Source organism: Armatimonas sp. (assembly GCF_031410135.1).
Taxonomy (GTDB): domain Bacteria; phylum Armatimonadota; class Armatimonadia; order Armatimonadales; family Armatimonadaceae; genus Armatimonas.
The window spans coordinates 1-18,378 of the sequence record NZ_JANNYP010000817.1; the positions used below are offsets into that span (position 1 = coordinate 1).

Annotated in this window: 14 protein-coding genes; 8 read left to right on the forward strand and 6 right to left on the reverse strand. The window is 58.3% G+C overall.

Annotated elements, in window-relative coordinates; translation table 11 throughout:
* Positions 1 to 343 precede the first annotated feature (343 nt).
* Positions 344 to 3,520 (forward strand): S41 family peptidase, encoded by a 3,177-nt coding sequence (locus RMO15_RS29830; protein WP_309721766.1) that lies wholly within the window; start codon positions 344 to 346, stop codon positions 3,518 to 3,520.
* Positions 3,521 to 3,574: 54 nt separating this feature from the next.
* Here the strand turns inward: RMO15_RS29830 and RMO15_RS29835 are convergent, their stop codons facing one another.
* The gene (locus tag RMO15_RS29835; protein WP_309721768.1) at positions 3,575 to 4,069 is read right to left on the reverse strand and encodes a fasciclin domain-containing protein; all 495 of its coding nucleotides are present in this window, start codon (positions 4,067 to 4,069) and stop codon (positions 3,575 to 3,577) included.
* 304 nt (positions 4,070 to 4,373) lie between these two features.
* Here RMO15_RS29835 and RMO15_RS29840 point away from each other — a divergent pair, with 304 nt between their 5' ends.
* Complete coding sequence (locus RMO15_RS29840) at positions 4,374 to 4,757, forward strand: hypothetical protein (protein WP_309721769.1); 384 nt, start codon at positions 4,374 to 4,376, stop codon at positions 4,755 to 4,757.
* Here RMO15_RS29840 and RMO15_RS29845 read toward each other — a convergent pair whose 3' ends face one another.
* On the reverse strand, positions 4,758 to 5,456 hold the full coding sequence (locus RMO15_RS29845) for a methyltransferase domain-containing protein (protein ID WP_309721772.1): 699 nt from the start codon (positions 5,454 to 5,456) through the stop codon (positions 4,758 to 4,760).
* Positions 5,457 to 5,493: 37 nt separating this feature from the next.
* A complete protein-coding gene (gene rsgA, locus RMO15_RS29850) occupies positions 5,494 to 6,459 on the reverse strand; it encodes a ribosome small subunit-dependent GTPase A (protein WP_309721775.1) in 966 nt (321 codons plus the stop codon).
* A 51-nt stretch (positions 6,460 to 6,510) separates the two neighbouring features.
* Between rsgA and RMO15_RS29855 the strand changes: the two genes are divergently transcribed.
* Positions 6,511 to 6,921: a GNAT family N-acetyltransferase gene (locus RMO15_RS29855; protein WP_309721777.1), complete on the forward strand. Its 411-nt coding sequence runs from the start codon at positions 6,511 to 6,513 to the stop codon at positions 6,919 to 6,921.
* Here RMO15_RS29855 and RMO15_RS29860 read toward each other — a convergent pair.
* The 3 genes from RMO15_RS29860 to RMO15_RS29870 form a co-directional block, all read right to left on the reverse strand.
* Positions 6,918 to 8,699, reverse strand: a complete 1,782-nt coding sequence (locus RMO15_RS29860) for a hypothetical protein (protein ID WP_309721779.1) — start codon at positions 8,697 to 8,699, stop codon at positions 6,918 to 6,920. The two genes, RMO15_RS29855 and RMO15_RS29860, sit on opposite strands and share 4 nt — an antisense overlap.
* A 72-nt stretch (positions 8,700 to 8,771) precedes the next feature.
* Positions 8,772 to 9,809 carry a type II secretion system protein J gene (locus RMO15_RS29865; RefSeq protein ID WP_369016182.1) on the reverse strand — a complete coding sequence of 346 codons (1,038 nt, stop codon included), beginning with the start codon at positions 9,807 to 9,809 and terminating at the stop codon, positions 8,772 to 8,774.
* A gap of 1 nt (position 9,810) precedes the next feature.
* The gene (locus RMO15_RS29870) at positions 9,811 to 10,368 is read right to left on the reverse strand and encodes a hypothetical protein (RefSeq protein WP_309721785.1); all 558 of its coding nucleotides are present in this window, start codon (positions 10,366 to 10,368) and stop codon (positions 9,811 to 9,813) included.
* A gap of 124 nt (positions 10,369 to 10,492) precedes the next feature.
* Between RMO15_RS29870 and RMO15_RS29875 the strand changes: the two genes are divergently transcribed.
* The 5 genes from RMO15_RS29875 to RMO15_RS29895 form a co-directional block, all read left to right on the forward strand.
* Positions 10,493 to 10,876, forward strand: coding sequence for a Rid family detoxifying hydrolase (locus RMO15_RS29875; protein WP_309721789.1), 384 nt, complete (start codon positions 10,493 to 10,495; stop codon positions 10,874 to 10,876).
* Positions 10,877 to 10,940: 64 nt separating this feature from the next.
* Positions 10,941 to 12,356 carry a hypothetical protein gene (locus RMO15_RS29880; protein WP_309721792.1) on the forward strand — a complete coding sequence of 472 codons (1,416 nt, stop codon included), beginning with the start codon at positions 10,941 to 10,943 and terminating at the stop codon, positions 12,354 to 12,356.
* A gap of 59 nt (positions 12,357 to 12,415) precedes the next feature.
* Entirely contained in the window at positions 12,416 to 14,872 is a 2,457-nt protein-coding gene (locus RMO15_RS29885; RefSeq protein WP_309721795.1) for a PQQ-binding-like beta-propeller repeat protein, read from the forward strand.
* Positions 14,873 to 14,986: 114 nt separating this feature from the next.
* The gene (locus RMO15_RS29890; protein WP_309721799.1) at positions 14,987 to 17,344 is read left to right on the forward strand and encodes a PQQ-binding-like beta-propeller repeat protein; all 2,358 of its coding nucleotides are present in this window, start codon (positions 14,987 to 14,989) and stop codon (positions 17,342 to 17,344) included.
* 35 nt (positions 17,345 to 17,379) lie between these two features.
* Positions 17,380 to 18,378: glucose-6-phosphate isomerase (locus RMO15_RS29895; RefSeq protein WP_309721801.1), on the forward strand; the 999-nt coding region annotated here is incomplete at its 3' end.

The following is an 18,378-nucleotide window of genomic DNA, read 5'->3' on the forward strand; positions in this document are numbered from 1 at the left end:
GCTTCCCAAAGACACAAACATTCTCCGACAAATCGTGGAGCGCAACAGCCAACCCATCGGGACGGGCAAAGCGCGCCCCTGTGCGGGCGTCTATGCCAGCGTCCTACAGCCCGGCACCATCCGACAAGGCGAGCCCATCGTTCTCGTACAGCAAATGTCACTGCGATCCGAGTAATCAAAAGCCTCTGTGAGAACGGGGCGCGGCACGAGGGCTACTACAACCGGAACGACCTACGAAGTGCTCACGAACCAGGTGCTCTTTGCGATAGATAAGGGAGAGGCACTGATGAAAGTAGCTCACTAAGCAAGATATGGGAAAGAAATCGCAGGTACAATCGTCCTCATGCAAACCCTGCGACACTCACTTTTTCTTGCCCTCTGCTTTGCGCCCGCGACAGGGGCGCTCGCTCAGCTTCCGGCTCCGGAGAACAAACCCGTGGTGGGGGCGCGGATGCCCACGCTCTCGCCGGATGGCTCCAAGCTGGCTTTTGTCTGGCGTGGCGACATCTGGGTGGCCAGTTCCAGTGGAGGGCGGGCCTACGCGGTGACGACACACGCGGAGTACGATGCCTATCCCGTGTTCTCGCCCGATGGCAAGTGGATCGCGTTTCAGAGCAACCGCACGGGGTCCTCGGATATCTGGGTGGTGCCGACCGAGGGAGGAACACCCAAGCAGCTCACGATTGCAGGAGGCCGGGAGTCCCTGAGTGACTGGTCGCCCGATGGCAAGAGCCTGCTCTTTGTCAGCCAGCGCGACACGCCCCACGACTCAATCTTCTCACTCGATCTCGCCACCCTGCGCTTTACCAAACTCACTGAGGACTTCAAGAGCATCAATCGCCCCGCATACTCCTCGGATGGCAGCCGCCTGGTCTACGAGCGCAATGGCTTCCCCTGGACACGTCCCCGCTACAATGGCTCCGGCGCGGCTCAGCTCTGGACACTGGACACCAAGACGGGAAAAAATACGCCCCTCGCCGACGGTGGCGAGGGCCGCCAGCATCTTTATCCCCGCTTCCTACCCGATGGTAAGAGCCTGGTGTGTGTCACGTATGGTGAAGAGAGCCCTAGCGCAACTCTGTTGGGGAAGACTCCCACCAAGCTCGACGACAACCCCAAGCGCACGCCCAATCTCTGGGTCTTTCCCGCCGAAGGCAGCGGTAAGCCAAAACAGCTCACACAGTTTGTCGGCAGTGCCGTTCGCTTTCCCACGGTTGCCCGCAAGTCCGGCGATATTGCCTTTGAGCACGGCACGGATCTCTATCTGCTCAGAGCGGGCACGAAAGAGCCGCAAAAAATCTCGCTTCTCTGTGGCGGCGATGACAAGAGTAACGCCGAGCAGCGCTCGGTGATCAACAGCAATGAGATCACGGAGTCCAAGATTAGCCCCGATGGCAAGACCTTTGCCTTTGTTTTAAAAGAGGAGCTCTGGACGATCCCGATTGAGAAAGCCAAGGGACGCAACGCAGACGAAGCCACGCGGCTGACAACCTACCCTGGCACGGATCACGATATCAACTGGAGCAAGGACGGTAAGACGCTCTTTTTTGTCTCGGATCGCAACGGCAACGAGCGTGTCTTTGCCATGGAAGTGGCGACCAAGGCTATCAAGCCGATCTGGACTGGAAAGTCCGATGCCAAGAGTCCCACGATCTCCCCCGATGGCAAGCTCCTAGGTTTCTGGGTGGCGGGCAAAGAGGAGGAAGGAGCCGGATTCTACACCAGCCCGACCGATCTATCGTCGCCGCCCAAGCGCGTGCTCGCCATTGCGGGGGATAGTCAGAATATGTTCTCCTGGTCGCCGGACATGCGCTGGTTGGCCTTCACCCGGCGGGGGCGTGAGTCTGGGGGAACCAATCTCTATATCGCCAAGGCCGATGGCACCAACCCGATCAATGTGACGCGGCTCAATGCCTTCCATAGCGAACCAACTTGGTCTGCCGACGGGCGCTATCTCTACTTTTCCAGCAACCGCGACGGCGGTGGCGGCCTCTGGGCGCTTCCGCTGACCCGCGAGGAGGCACGCACCGCAGAGCTGGAGCTTAAGTACATCAAGCCCGGTGAGCCCGTTCAGGTGACCATTGACTTCGAGGACATCCACTACCGCCTGCGCAAGATAAGTGGCCAGAACCCCGACGATGATCTCCAGGCCGTAGACTCCGATGGTGCGCTTTATTTTCTCTCGGGGGGGAATCTTTTCACCGCTTCCTACGATGGCAAAGATACCCGGCAGCTCACGTTTACGGGAGGCCTAGGCAACCTGCGCCTGAGTGCTGCAGGCGATACGGCCTATTTCTCCCGAGGGGGACAGCTCTTTACCTTCAAGCCCCGCGTTCCCGGAGCGCAGCCGAGCCTCGTGGGCTTTAGTGCAAGCTACATCCAGAACCTTCGCGCTCTGCGACAGGCCGCTTTCAACCAGCTCTGGCGTAGCTACAACACCCGCTTCTACGACCCGAACTTCCATGGCCGCGACTTCGCTGCTCTCAAGGCACTCTATGAGCCGATGCTGGAGAGCGTGGGGACGCGTGAGGAGATGGCAAATCTAGGAAATCTGCTGCTTGGGGAGCTGGAGGCGAGCCACTCGGAAGTGAGCCCTGCCCCCGGAAGCATTATTGGCCCTAGCTCCGCTCAGCTCGGGGTGTACTTTGACTATAGCTATATTGGGCCAGGAATTCGGATCAAGGACATTCCCAAGCGCGCTCCGGGCAGCTACGAAAAGACAAGGCTCAAGCCCGGTGAGTATATTCTTGCGGTAGATAACGTGGATGTCACGCTCAGCGAAGATCTCTACAAAGTCCTCAACGATAAAGGTGAGCGCGACTTCACGCTCCTGGTGAACGACAAGCCCAGCCGCGACGGTGCCCGCACCGTGACCTACAAAGCGGTGAGCGGTGGTGAGTGGAGCGATCTACACTACCGCAACCGGATCGAGTCCCGCAGTAAGCTCGTCGAGCAGCAGTCCGGGGGAAAAGTCGGCTATGTCCATATCTCGGGCATGGGCGGCTCCAACCAGCAGCAGTTTGTCCGCGAGTTCTACGAGTGGGCGGAGGGCAAGGACGCGATGATTATAGATGTTCGGGAGAACGGTGGGGGCAATATCGGCGACACGCTCATCTCCTGGCTTGGCTTCAAGCCCTACGCCACCAACTCGCCACGCGGCGGCTATGTTGTCCCCGCTCCAATTCTAGAGGGCCGCCAGCCGTGGAATAAGCCCATTGTCGTGCTCATGGGCGACTCCTCGTTCTCCAATGCGGAGATGTTCCCCTACGGCATGCGCGCCAATGGCCTCGCCAAGCTGGTCGGGGAGCCCACGCCGGGCTACGTCATCTGGACATTTGGTCTAGGGCTGGTGGATGGCACAGGCGCTCGTATGCCGTTCCAGGGAGTCTGGCGCACCAATGGGACATCGCTTGAAAATACCGGAGAGAAGCCCGACTATCTCGTCCCATGGAGCACGCCCGAGTACTTCGCGGGCAAAGATCCCCAGCTTGAGAAAGCAATCTCGCTCCTAAAAAAATAGAAAAACCCCTCCTCCCGTTATCGGGAGGAGGGGCTAGGGGTGGAGGGGAAGTGCTTAGAGCTTCAGGCCCTTGGGCAGGATCACGCTGTCAATCACGTGGATCACTCCGTTGCTGCCGACGATATCGGTCTTGACCACTTTGGCCTTGTCTACCTTCACGCCGCCCTTGGTGCCCACGGTGATCGAAGCGCCGTTCACGGTCTTGACCTTGGTGCCATCCTTAAGCTTGACCACATCTGCGGCCATGACTTTACCCGCCACAACATGGTAGGTAAGAACGGCCTTCAGTGCTGCCGGGTTCTTACCCAGCTTGTCGAGAGTTGACTTCTTCACTTTGGCGAAAGCGGCATTGGTTGGTGCGAAGACGGTGAAGGGGCCCGTGCCGCTCAGCGTCTCAGCCAAGCCAGCAGCCTTGACGAGGGAAACGAGGGTCGAGAAATCGGCGTTACCGGCGGCGATCTCAACGATGGTCTTGTCCTGTGCAAACACGGGACGAATCGGGGCAAGAGCGGCAAGCGCAAGCACGGCCAGAACAAAATACTTTTTCATGGGAACGTCTATCCTTAGAACGAGGTTTGAGATTCTGTGGGAGGGCGCGCTCCTCCCAATCTGCTACTACTAACGCCACTCTTTCCTTCTTGTTCCCAGTATTTAAAAATATTTCGTAATCTTTGCTAACTCATTTCTTAAGGCAAAAATAAACCCGGCCTTCAACTTGAAGGTCGGGTTTCCACCACGTCCGATGGACAGTGAAAAGGAGGACATGCGCTGATTATTAGTACGATTCAAGCCCACACATTGTTCCACCCTGAAGAAAAAAACTTATCGGGACGATACAATAGCTCTGTCAGCGATGACAATTTTCTCTCTCGGAGGCGTTTTCATGAAGCTTGGTTATTCCTACCGCCTCTCCCAGTATGCCTTTGGCTTGGGATTGCTAGCGCTCTTGCTAGCAGGCGGTATCGTCTTTTTCTTAAACTTGGTCACTCTGCGCACAGAGCGCTACCAGTCGCAGCTCTCCACTCGGTTTTCTCATGCCGCACATCATGGTGAAGAGGAGCTTGGAGGAGTCCCCTCTCCCTCGCCGGAGTACTCTCCTCCTCCAGAAACACGGAGTCTCACGAAAGTCGCGGCTCGGCAAACGGTGACGATGCTACGGCCCCTGGTTTTCTATCTGGCACTCACTGGGGGAGCCTGGATGTTGCTGCGCAGGTCACGTCGGTTGGTAGATGGCTAGCTAGGCTTTACGGGAGAGGAACATGACCTCGATCTCGTCCCAGTCCAAGGTACGGCGGGCCCAGCGGCCTGCCGTACCCCCCCAGGTATGCTCCACATGGAGTCCGGCAGCCTCGTGCATCTTGACCAGCTCGGGGACGATATAGTGCCGTCCTTGCAGCTCGCCAGAGTCATCTCCGGGCCAGGTTTCTACCATGGTCAGCGGGTCGAGGGTTGTCTCCGTACCTGCTCGTCGGATGGTGCGGTAGCCGTTAAGTGTGGTGAGCAAAAACGGGGCACCAGGCTTCAAGCTCGCAGCGATATGGCGCAGAACCCGCACATTGTCTTCGTCGGTCTGGAGCAAGGCAAAGGCTCCCTCACAGAGGCACACGGCGGCATCAAAGGCCAGTGGGCGCACAAAGTCACGGGCATCAGCGAGCACAAACTCGGCGCTCTCGGTAAGGTTCTCGGCGGCGGCACTCTCTTGGGCAAACTCAATAAACTTCTCCGTGAAGTCGACACCCGTTACCTGAAAGCCACGGCGCGCCAGCTCCAGCGCGTGTCGTCCGGGGCCACAGCCCATGTCCAGAACCCGCGCCCCGGGCGCAAGCTCACAGACATCTAAAACAAAGTCCACCTCAGCCAGCGTGTGCTGTGTGAATCCCTCAGTTAAGTAGCGCTCTGGCCCAAGGGCCTCAAAAAATCGTTTCCAGTCGTTCATACTCAGAGGCTATTATAGCGCGTCCGCCTCCACATCTTTACTTCGACCGACTCGTGGGCTCTTCGGTCATCTGTAGATAGCTCTGGTAGCGTCGGGGGCTGACGCGTTTTTCGTCTATGGCGGCGCGGACGGCGCAGCCGGGTTCGGTTCGGTGACGGCAGTTGGCGAACTTGCAGTAGCCCATCAGGGGCGCGAGCTCGGGGAAGCAGAAGGCGACATCTTCAGGTAGCAAGTCCCAGAACTCCACTTGGCGCAGGCCCGGTGTGTCTGCGACCCAGCCGCCAATCTCTAGTGTCAGTAGCTCCGCTTGCACGGTTGTGTGCCTTCCGGCGTGGGTAATCTCGCTCGTCTCGCCCACTTTCAGGCGCAGGCCCGGCTGTACGGAGTTGAGGAGCGAGGATTTCCCCACGCCGGAAGGCCCACAGAACGCGGAGAGACGGCCTTTGAGCTTGGCACGGAGCGCATCAATGCCCTCGCCGGTGATCCGACTCGTGGTGATAATCTCGTAGCCAATCTCACGGTACTCGACGAGAGCATTGCTCAGCTCTGCGGGATCGGCGAGGTCGGCTTTATTGAGGAGAATCAGAATGTCAAGCTCGCTGTCCTCAGCGAGTACGAGAAAGCGGTCTAGCTTAAAAAGATCCGGGCGCGGCTCTGCGGCGGAGAAAACAATCACGGCGAGCTCTAAATTCGCCACTAAAGTCTGGCGCTCGCGCTCGTTACCCGAGCGGCGCACTAGTGCTCGGCGGCGAGGCAGCACGACCTCAATCACGCCCTCGGCTCCTGACTCGGAGACCTCAATCTCTACCCGATCCCCCACCGCGATCGGATTGGTCTCGGCTAGTTTTTTCGTCTTCTCTACTCGGCGGACATGGCTTGCTGTCTCGGAGTAGGTAAAGCGCTTCTTCAAGTTTCCCCGCAGGCGGCAAGGCAAGATGCGTCCCGTATCGGTTTGCACCGAGTAGAGACCCCGCCCCGCGCGAATTACGATGCCCTCACTCAATCATTGGTTCCCTCACTCCACTTATCTAAAGGGTAGTATAACCCCATGTTCATGATAAAGGAAACAACGGCGGCGACGCTGATTGCCCTGCGCTGGCAAGTGCTCCGTCCAGGCCGCCTAGAGAGCACCGCCCACTTCGCCGAAGATGAGGCCGAAGGCAGTGTGCACTTTGCGGCAATAGATACGGCGGGCACGGTAATTGGCTGCGCCACGGTGATTGAAAAAGAGGGCCGCTTGCAGCTCCGTGGCATGGCGACGGCTCCTGAGTGGCAGGGCAAAAGAGTAGGGAAGGCGGTGCTTGAGGCTGTTCAGGCACATGCCCTAAAGCGTGGCCTCCCGCTCTGGTGCAACGCCCGCGTGAGCGCCGTGGGCTTCTACGAAAAGTCGGGCTGGCAGACGGAGGGGGCTATTTTTGATGTTCCTACGGTTGGCCCCCATATGACGATGATCTGGCGTGGCTAGTTCAGAGTCGTGTTGACTTTCTGGAACGACATGATCTGGTAGCTTCGATCTGCCACAGGGTAGTCGGGTGGTGGGTTTTCAGCGATGCGCTGGTCGTAGTTGCGGTTAAAGATAAAGCCATTATTGACCGTCCCATCAAGCTGCACGATTCCTAGCTGGGTATTGTTTTTGACGATATAGCCCCCGATCAGGTTGATCACACCCGGTGCTCGTGTGGTGGGATTGACCACAGTAAAGGTATCGTAGGCCATACAGACCGCATGAATGGTGAGATTGTCCAGAGTCGCTCCACTCCCATCTTGCTCCGGAACGCGGAAGCGCCCCGCCACAAGCCCTAGAGTGCCTGAGGTATCCGTTGCCGCAGAGGCATTCGACTTGAGATTATTAGGATTGCTCGCATCGGTAATTAGGTCTTTGTAGACAATCCCTCCATCCAGATTCATCACCTTGGTGCTATCGGTAACAACCATCCAGCTACTGGGACGCACAACCGTCGTGCCGGACATGTGGTTGATTACTACAGCACCGGAGAGCCCACCGGTGTAGGGAGCCGTCTGGCTACCGATATTTCCGCTGACATAGATCACGCTATTGGTAACTCCCGTGTAGGTATTCGTACTCACCACACTCCAGGGATTGGCGGAGGTAGCGCGGGTTGATACCGTGACGACTGTCTGATTATTGACGAGGGAAACTTGTAAGCGCGAGAGCTGCTCTCCCCCTGCGATGTTCTGAATGACCTCAATAACCTGGTCATCGTGGCCACTCACATTCTGGTAGCTCAAGTTCATGTCCTTGACATCGCCCCCAATATAGACGCCCGCGCTTGTCGTTGAGCCGCTCACCGGCACAAAGGCCCCAATAAAGCTGACCGCAGGCTCTGCAGACGCCCCGAGTGCGGAGTTTTTCTGACTGGTCGTGGCGGTGGGCATTAGGATGATCGGCTGGTCGGTCTTGGGGGCGCGGTTTGCCGCCGTGATGTTCTCCCAGTAAGGAGTCCACCAGTTGGGATCGTAGTAATAGGCACCACTTCCGTAGCTGTACTGCCAGTTGATCTGGGAGTAGCTCATCGCCGTTGTGAAGTAGCCATCATCGGGATAGGTGAAGATCCAGTCATCGCTGTAGGGAACACTCCAATCGTTGGCTTTCCAGAGGATATTGATCCGTGCGGCAGGATCTACTGCGTTTCCAGTGCCATCCACGCCATTGACATGAACGGGGCCTTGGAAGCGTGTGCTCCCCGACACCCACCAGCCCGTGGGAGCCGTGTCGCTGAAGTAGGCATAGCGGGCGAAGCTATTCTGGCGGATAAAGATGCGGGCGGTATAGCTGTAACCCAGGTACTCTCCCGTGCACTCAATCCCGTACATCTTTCGGTTGGAAGTGGCGTTGGTGGCGTAGGGATAGAAACGTACTTTAATCGTCCCCGGCTGTGCGGTCACCGTCGCGTTCTCCGTAGTGGTTGGGCCTTGGTTGAGCGAAACAACAGTCCAGCCGTTTGCGTCCACGGTTCCTCCGTAGAAAGTGGCAACGCTAGACGGTCCAAAGGCGCTGGTATTCACCGGTGAGCTTGGCTGCTGAATGAGCCACTGGAGCGAGAGGCGAATCCCTGACTCTGCTAGAGTCTGTGCCACGATTAGCTCGCCACGGCGGCGGGTGAGGTTGAGAGCGCTCTTGCTCTCGGAGCTCACATCTCCCCCTCGTCCCTGAGCCAGCATAGAGATCAACAAAAACGCCAGGAGCAAGAAGAGCAGAATCATCACCCCTACCATCGTCATTCCACGGGGGCGTCTCCTGCGGCACGGGCCGGGGGGCGTTCGTAAAAATTGCCACGCTTGCATAAAATAATCCTAGTTGAGGGGAATCGGTGTCGGTGTCGGTGTTGGGACGGGAGTCGCAGTGGGTATGGGTGTGGCTGTGGGAACCGGAGTTGGAACGGGAGTCGGTGTGGGAGGGCCAGGCGTTGGTGTCGGGGGGGCAGGCGTTGGTGTCGGGGTGGGCACGGGACTGGCGGTTGGCACCGGACTGGCTGTCGGCACGGGGGTTGGGCTGGGGCTGGGGCTGGGCGAGGCGGAGTTTGCCTGTGGGAGTAGCAGAGGGTTGTTGGGGTAGGTCACCGTGGTCTGCGTCGTCATCGCTGTGTTGGCCATGTAGATTACCCGTCCTGCCAGCTCTGTCACTTTACTCTTGTTATCGGTGCGCTCACTGGTCTGCTCCCCGTAGATAAAGGTATTCTCTCCACAGACCACCTTGGCTTGAATTGCCCGCTCCGTGGTGCTATGGCGACGGAAGTACACCGCGTTCCAGGCAGTGGAGAGCTCATCGGTTAGCAGGCGTGTCTCCGTGCGCACGCCACTTTCGTAGCGCCAGACCCAGAGACAGCTCCCATAGTCCGGGTTTGCCGTGCCATCGCGGTTGCCCCGGAAGACCAGAGCAGTGCGAATGATATTGACCGCACCACGGTTCACCGGAACATTGCCACCCGACATCACCAGCGTGTTGCCCGATGATCCCATCACCGTCGCCGCACCCGTGGGGGCGTAGAGGATAAACATCCCCGTGTTCAGCTTTGCCGACCAGCTTGCCTCGCCCGGATTGGTGGAGCGAAAACGGCTCGTTGCCCCAAGCTGCCCGGTATCCCAGGCCGGATTAGTGTCATTGGGGAGGATCACCCCGTAGGCCTCGTGAAGCTCGATGTCCAGCCACTGCATCACCAGTCCAGCTGAGCGGGAGGTATTGGTCATGGCGCGCATCTTGCCCACGGTGCGCCCCGTGGTCATAAAGAGCTGCGTGGTCACGAGAAAGATCAGGGACATCAGCAGAAGCGTGATGACCACTTCCAGCAAGGTCATTCCCCGACGCCTCGCTAATGTTGAGCATCTTCGCATCTTAGTTCACCGTCACCCGTGGAATCAGTGTTGTGGCCGAGAACGACTGTATCTGGCCCTTGCTCGTCCACCACTGTACGGTTACTGTCGCACGGATAAGCCCATACTCGGTAGCCCCCGCAGCATTGGTGTAGGAGCTGGGTGCATAGGGAGCGATATACAGATAGCCACGTGGGCTGGTGGCATTGGTCACACGGGCACCAGTATCGTCCATTCCTCCCGCAAAGTACTGCCAGAGCTTATCGGTGTCGGTAAACTCAAAAGTCGCCGTGGCATTCCCCAAGGTGTTCGTGGCAGGCGTACCCGGTGTGCCATCCACGATCTCCAGGCCATTCTGGCCCAGCCCAGGCCCCGTTAAGTTGGTGTAGCCCGCATCTTGGAGCTGATTGACTTTATGCTGTACGAGTGAGGTTGCCTGCGTAAAATCGGAGCTCGTGCGCACGGTTCGCAGTGAGATGGGGACAACTGCCGTGACCATGATGGCCATGAACATCAGCACCACCAAGGCCAACACCACCTCGAGAATGGTGAAGGCGTTTTTTACTCTCTTGTTTCGCATAGTCATCTTACACTTCATAAGTGTCGGTTTATGCTCATCAAGCATTTAGCCTATTTGGCCGCAGAATTACCAGATTTTTGCCACTTGCTGGGTATTCTTTCTGGGTAAGAAAGGAAACGATACTTTGGAAAAAAATCCTCTTTACGGAGCGGGTGCTGCTGTCTCGGGTGCGCCCTACACTCCCGCGGTGCGTGTAGGCGACATGGTCTTTATCTCAGGGCAGCTCGGGCTAGACCCGGAGACCAAGCAACCTCATGCGGAGTTTGCGGCGCAAGTTGAGGGCGCGATTGCGGGAATTAAGGCCTTGGTCGAGGCGGCAGGGGGCTCGCTGGATAATATCGTCAAGACCACGATCTTTCTCTCGGGCGATATGTCCCGCTTTGCGGAGCTCAATGCGATCTACGCGGCACACTTTAGTGAGGGCATTCGGCCTGCGCGCTCGACTTTTGCCGTGGCGGCGCTTCCCTTGGGAGCACTTGTTGAGATCGAGGCAATTGCCGTTCTCTAAGCTCCCCTTTTCTCCGCAGTAAAAATCCCGTCTCATTCTGCCGAAAATGTCTGCCAGTGGCAGAATGAGACTAACTCAAACAATTGATACCCGGCAGCAACAGACCCAGCGAATAGACCCACGCCAGATCCTTGCCAGCGAGATCCTCGCTTGGACAACAGAGGAGCTGGAGGTGGCCTTGGAGCGGGAGCTGGCGGAAAATCCGGCACTGGAGACGCATGAGAGTGAGGCACTCTCGGGGCTCTCCATCAATCCGTCGTCGGGTGAGTCTCCTCCCTTAACCGTCGCCGTGGGTGGCAAGCAAAACGAGCTTCCCGCCTCCGCCGAGCGCACGCAGCCTATTCTCCAAATGACGGGCGGTGGTCTCGATGAAGAAGACCCGATGGAGCGCGTGGCCTACAACCTGACGCTACGAGAGCATCTACGAGCCCAAGTGGGCCAAGTCCGTGGCGAGGTCTCCGAGGATCTGCTGCGCTATCTGATTGAGAACGTCGACGATCGTGGCTATCTCGTGGCCGAGAGTGACGAAGTCGCGGAGCGATTCCGGCTGACACGTGCCCAAGTGGAAGCCGCCGTGAAAGCACTCCAGAAAATGGACCCGGCAGGCGTGGGAGCACGCGAGCTAAAAGAGTGTCTCCAGCTCCAGATTGACTACTTGGATCAGACGGGCGAGGGCAACCTACTTGCCCGCCGCGTCTTAACCCGCTGCTGGGACGAGCTCGTGGCACGCCGTGAGGATCGAATCGCGACTCGGCTCAAGGTGAGCCCGGCGGAAGTTACCCGTGCGCTACAGTTCTTGCAGCAGGCACTCTCTCCCTATCCCGGAGCGCTCTTTCGCCCCAGTGAGCACCGTGGCCAGATCAGCACCCCCCTTGTGCGCCCGGACATTCTTTTTATTCGCACCGAAGCGGGCTTTATTGTTGAGCTAGCGCGTGACTTCGAGCAAGCCGTCTCCGTGGCTCCCCTCTGGAAACGCCTTGCCGAGGGCGAGGATGGCCACTCCGATGAGGCAATGCGCCGCTATATTCGCGACCATGTGGATCGTGCCCAGAACTTTATGGCCGGAGTCTCGCGCCGGGGCCGAACCCTACGCGCCATCGCCAACGAGATTGCTCAGGTGCAGCTCGGGTTTTTAGAGACACGCAACCGTGCGTTTCTCAAGCCCCTCACCCGGCAGGCGCTGGCCGAAAAGCTCAAGCTGGATGAGTCCGTGATTAGCCGCGCCGTGGCCGACAAGTGGGCACAGCTTCCCAGTGGAGAGATCCTCCCTCTGGACGCGTTCTTTGGCAACTCCCAAGCCGTCCGTGAGGCACTTCTTAACCTGATTTCCAGCGAAGACAGCAACCACCCTTACTCCGACGACGACATCGCAGCGATTCTGACCGAGCAAGGCTTTCCGCTCGCCCGCCGCACGGTTGCCAAGTACCGTGGCATCGAGCGCATCCTCCCCGCCCGCCTCCGCAAACGCAAAGCTGCCTGATTCTGACCTACCAAACGACAACAACACGGGTATTATTGTTGGGTTAGAGGGGGTGTACGATGCGTCTCTGGTCTCTTCTTGCTGCGATTCTTCTCCTTTGTGGCACGCGCCCCACAGGCGCACAGTCTCTCGCCGCCCCACCGTTTGTGCGCCAGTGGACCCAGAGGGTTGGCGATGGTGCTTTTGTGGTGTTTGTCGAGAAAGACATCGTCTACTACCAGTGCGATGATGGCGTGGGGGCAATTGCGCTTACCACGGGGGAGCTTCTCTGGAAAAGCCTTGCGGGGAAGCGAATCGTGGAGACAATGCGGATCGGCAGGACTCTTTTTGCCCTTGTGCCCGGAGAGAAGCACAGTACGATTTATGCACTGGACATGGCCACAGGGAAGTCACAAGTACGGATTGAGCTTCCCCGCACCGTTCGTCACCTTACTGCTGATGACACAAATCTCTACGTCCTAGATGAAGCTGGGCAGCTTCTGGCATACAAGGCGGTATCAGGTCATGCTCTCTGGTCTCGCACCTTGGTCTCCAAGCCCACTCGTGGGATCACGCTGGCAAAGCTCGCAGCGACCTCCTCGGGAGTCTATGTCGGTCTCGACGAAGCAGGGGAGTTTGGAGTGGATTCCAGAACCGGGAAACTGTACTGGAGCCGTCGTGTGCAGTACGCGGGGCTCTACCCACCTCTCGTGGTTGAGGGCGATGTTGTCACGCAACACGGGCGACTTCAGCGCACGAGTGTCCGCACCGGAAAGACTATCTGGCAAACCACAGCGGACGAGGGGGGCGCAGAGCAGGCAGGCAATGTGATCGTCAGCGGGGACGGAAAGCTTGCACGGGGACGTGATATCGCAACAGGACGCGTGCTCTGGAAACTCCCACTTCCCTACAGCCAAGCGAGTGTTTTGGGAATAAAGGATATCGGCAGTGTCACCGACGGTAGGAGTGTACTCCTCCACGACGATTTTATTAGTTGCGTCACGAGTGATGGGAAGCTTCGCTGGAGACAGAAAAAGCCTTTTACGGGCACGCCAGTCTATGCCGATAAAACCCATGTGGTGACCATGGATGTCATTCGCCTGATGTGCTATATGACGGGCAAGCCCCGTCCTCTCCCCCCTACCGAACCTGAGAAAAAAGCCCTTGCAGAGAGGCTTGCGCGCTCGTTTGAGGAGATCGACGAGCCGGAGCGCAAGCAACTGGAGTCGCTCAAGCCCTACAGCTTTCCTCCCTTTCTGGCTTGCTACCTGGAGTGGGCGCGAGCCTACGATGCGAACCCGGATGGGCCAAAGGGGTACGAACTCTACCATCTCATTATAGAGGCGCGCCCCTACTTACTCTCCCTCTGTGAAAAAGAAAATACGGCGGCTATGGTGGCGGGCTGGAAGAGCCTGGACGAGAAGAGTAGCTGGCGCAGGGAGCTGGAGAGTGTACTTCAGGAGAAGGGCGACCCGGCAGGCTACATCCCGATTCTGGTTGCCAGCCTGAGAAAACAGCCCAAGGCGGAACGGGAGAGCGGAGCGGCTCTCTCCGCTGTCGCGCACTCGTCGCACCCCGAGGCTGTTGCGTTTCTGCTAGAGGCTCTGCGTAATCCTAAGGCCCCAGCCGACTGGCGCATTGAGGCATTTCGACATCTCGCAGGAACGGGTGGGGCAGAAGGAGTAGCAGCAGTACGGGCGGCACGGGCGAAACTAGGCCCACGCAAACCCTGGTACGAGCAGCTGGAGATCAGTAAGCTCAACAAACAAGCGATTCTCGCGACCCGAAAAGACGCCAAGGGCCGCACCTGGATGCTCTTTCAGTCTGCCATTTTAGGTAACTATAGCGACCTCTATATCGCCGAAAAGCGTGGCTCGGGCTGGGAACAACCTCTGTTTACCGGAGCTTGGACAGCACCTACTTTCCGTAGCAATGCGCCTAAGACCTACCGAGGTATCCCCATCGCAACGCTGGTGAAAACAGAGTGGATCAAGCGCTTTCCTGACGATCCCACACTCAGAAAAGATACGGATGACGATGGCCTGACGGATCTCGTAGAGGCGCGGCTCGGGCTGAATCCGAAGAAGGCTGATACCGATGGAGATGGCCTGGCCGATGCGGTCGACCCCTGTCCCGATGCCACGCCGCGCTCCCTTGGCGACACTGAAAAAATTGTCGCTGCCTGTGTTGAGGCGCGCTTCTTTGCCTATGACGGGAATCCTCCTGCACTGATCTCCGTCGTAGGAGTTCGCCCCTTTGAGTTTTCTGGCTATCCGGGCACCGTGCTCTGGTCGCGCTCATCCCATCCTTTAAGTCCCCTCTACGGCGGGGGGGTGAACCTGCTGGACTTCCACTCGCCTGAGGAAAATTCGGTGCGTTCTAAAGACTTTATCGTCTTCAGTTCGGATCGTCTAAGCGCACGGGTAATTATCTCCCGCTACTCGGGTGGCCTAAATGGCGATGGGACAGAAGTTTTCCTGAGAAAGATTGAAGGGGACTGGTTTGTGGTGGATTTCCAAGGGCGCTATGTTTCGTGAAGTATCTTGAGATTCCGGAGGTGTCCCATGCATCTTAGGCCGTTTCTATTGGTATTGGTGGCGCTGTGTTGCGCCTTGCCCACCCACGCCCAGTCCCTCGTGTCCCCGCCATTTGTGCGCCAGTGGACCCAGTTGCTTGGTGATGGTGTTTCTGTCATTGCGGGCGAGAAGGGGACGCTCTACTACCAATCTAGGCAAGAGGTCGGTGCGATCGACCTTGCGACTGGGACAAAGAAGTGGAGCAGCCTCGCGGGGCAACGAATTGACTCTATCTGCTTTCGCGCTGGCATTCTCTACGCGCTGGTTGCGGGAAACGCTCTCTATGCCATCAACGCGAACACCGGTAGCGCCCGGCTCCTCCAGCACTTTCCGCAGGGAATCCGTCGCCTTACCCAAGACCCAGACCAGCTCTATGCACTTGATGAGCGCGGGGCACTCCATGCGCTCTCCCCTCGCACCGGTCAGACCCTCTGGAGCACAGTGCTTGTGTCGTCACCAAAGCCGGATACCGTCAGCGTCGTGCTTGCGGCGACGTGTGATGGGATCTATGTTGGTATCGACGAGAAAAACAAAGTGGGAGAGGAACTCGGGATCGCCCCCGAGAGCGGCAGAGTTCTCTGGCGACGCAAGGTTTCTTTTCCTGAGTTCTACAGCCACACGGTTATTGAAGGGGACGTGATTTTCTACGGAGAAAAGCCGCGTCGCATCAATGCACTCACTGGAAACGTGGTATGGACCGCCCGAGGCTATCTCGCGCAGGGACCAGTTCTTGGCAATGCCTGGCTGACGAGCGGGTGGGACACCACGCAAGGCTACGATCTGACAACCGGCAAGCGGCTCTGGAAAAGTCCGGTTCCCTACGGCGACATCCTCAGTAGCTGTAGCGATGGACAGAACCTACTCATCGAGGCCATGAACTACTCTCCGACAGTACAGGGCACCTACTGCCTCTCGCGGGAAGGCAAGCTACGCTGGCAAGCCGACAAGCCCTTCACCGGTAGCCCGTTCTATGCCGACCAAAACAACATCGTCACCTTCGATCAAATCGAGAACCGCTTTCTTGGCTACGTCCCCGGTGCGCTCCCCCGGCTTCCGGCAACTGCGGCAGGAAAAAAAGCCTTGGCAGAGCGGCAGGTTGCCCAGTTTGAGACCCTGGATGCAGCCGAGCGCCAGCAGCTAGAGAAGCTCAAACCCTACAGTGCTCGGGCGTTTCTGCCCCGGTACTTGGAGCTGGCAAAGCATCGCATCCAAAACCTAGATACCTACCTGCTCGCGTTCTGCGAAAAAGAGAATACTGCGGCGCTCTTAGAGCTGTGGAAACAGGGCGGTGGGGAGGCCGCCGAGCGTGCCTTGCAAGCCAAGGGGAACCCGGATATCTACATCCCCGTCTTCCTCCAGAAGCTCCTCACGTACCCTCAAAAGCTCCGGTCGGAGGGGATGCAAAGCGAGTATCTGCTCTCTGTTATTGAGCACTCGTCGTACCCCGACGCCGTGGCCTTTATGCGCAATGCCCTGAGCGATCCTCAAGCCCCGCGAGAGTGGCGCACCGAGGCTTTTCGACATCTGGCAGGCACGGGTGGAGCCGAGGGCATTGCTGCGGTACGGGCAGCTCGCACCAAGCCCAATCCACGAAAGCCGTGGTTTGAGTGCATCGCTCTGGACAAGCATGATAAAGAAGACGTAGTTGCGATGAAGAAAGACACGAAGGGACGCACTTGGATGCTCTTCCACAGCGCGATCCTAGGCAATGGCAGCGATCTCTTTATTGTGGAAAAAAAGCAGGAGGGCTGGAGCACACCGCTCTTCACAGGGGCTTGGACGGCGGGCAGGGGCTTTCTAAACGCGGATGCCCCCACAGCCTTCCGTGGGATTCCCATCGAGAAACTGGAAAAGAGCGAGTGGATAAAGATCTTCCCCGACGATCCGATACTGCGCAAGGACACGGATAGTGACGGACTCACCAACTTAGTGGAAGTGCGCCTTGGTACCGATCCTAAGAAAGCCGACACGGATTGCGATGGCCTCCCGGATGCCATTGATCCTTGTCCCAATGCCGCGCCGCGCTCACTGGGAGATACGGAGCAGATTCTCTCTGCCTGCATGGAGGCGTGGCTCTTCGGCCAACAGAGTCAGGGAGCTATGGTTATCTTCAATCCAGAAGTGGCTCCCTTTGAGTTCCATAGCTGGCTGGGGCAGCTACTCTGGCGGCGAGGAAAGAAGCAGGACTCCTGGAAGAGCCTCGCGGACAGCGGGGCAGATGCGGTCTCCTTTTACCACCCGATCCGTTCCCATCTCCCCAAAAAAGAGCTTGTTGAGTTTAGTGCCGACCACCAGAGTGCGCGTATCGTCTTGCATGTCATCCCCAATGGCTGTGTGGACACAGAATCCAGAATCTATTTCCTGAAGAAAATCGACGGCGAGTGGTTCGTAGTAGACTGGATAAAGCTCTTACTCGATTGGTGGTCAAGCTAAAGCGCTCTCGCCGGTGAGGTATCATGGAAGGCACTATGCTTTCACTTGATGCCGCGTATCTCGCCCCCAATGTCACTCCTGAGCTTGTCGCCCAACAGACCGAGCGGCTCGCACTTGCCCACGCCACCCTGACTCAGGGCACCGGTGCGGGCGCGGACTTTCTGGGCTGGCTCGATCCCGCCGCCATGGCCGACGATACCCTGCTCGACGAGATCGAGAGTATCGCCACCGATCTCAGAGCCCGCACCGATGTGCTGGTCTCCGTGGGGATTGGCGGCTCGTATCTCGGGGCACGGGCGGTGCTTGAAGCGCTCTCGGATAACGTGGATCGACCCGTGCTCTTTGCCGGACAGAACCTCTCGGCCCGCTACCACACCGAGCTGCTCAAGAGCATTGCGGGCAAGAAAGTGGCGGTCAATGCCATCAGCAAGTCCGGCACCACCACCGAGCCCGCCGTCGCCTTTCGCATTCTGCGTGAGCTCGCCGAGCCCGGCTGCATCGTCGCCACCACGGACAAGAACAAAGGCGCCCTTCGGAAAGTCGCAGGCGGCGCGGGCTGGCGGACGCTTCCCATTGAGGACAGCATCGGGGGGCGCTACTCAGTGCTCTCGCCCGTCGGACTGCTACCTCTCGCCTACGCGGGGATTGACATCCGCGAGCTCCAGCGCGGGGCCATCGCCTGCGCTCGCGCGAGTGCCGAGCCTGATCCAGCCAAGAATCCCATCCTCTTCTATGCCGCCGCCCGTAACCTGCTCTACCAGCAAGGCTTTCTGATCGAGGCGCTTGCCAGCTTCGAGCCGCGCCTGCACTACGTTCTGGAGTGGTGGAAGCAGCTCTTTGGCGAGAGCGAGGGCAAGAATAACATGGCCCTCTATCCGTCGTCGGTGGAGTTCACCACGGATCTGCACTCGATGGGGCAGTACTTCCAGGAAGGCCGCCGCAGCCTCATCGAGACGTTTGTGATCATCGAAGACGGTGAGCCATCGCTGACGCTTCCCGAGGGCGACAACGCCGATGAGCTAGGCTACCTGGTC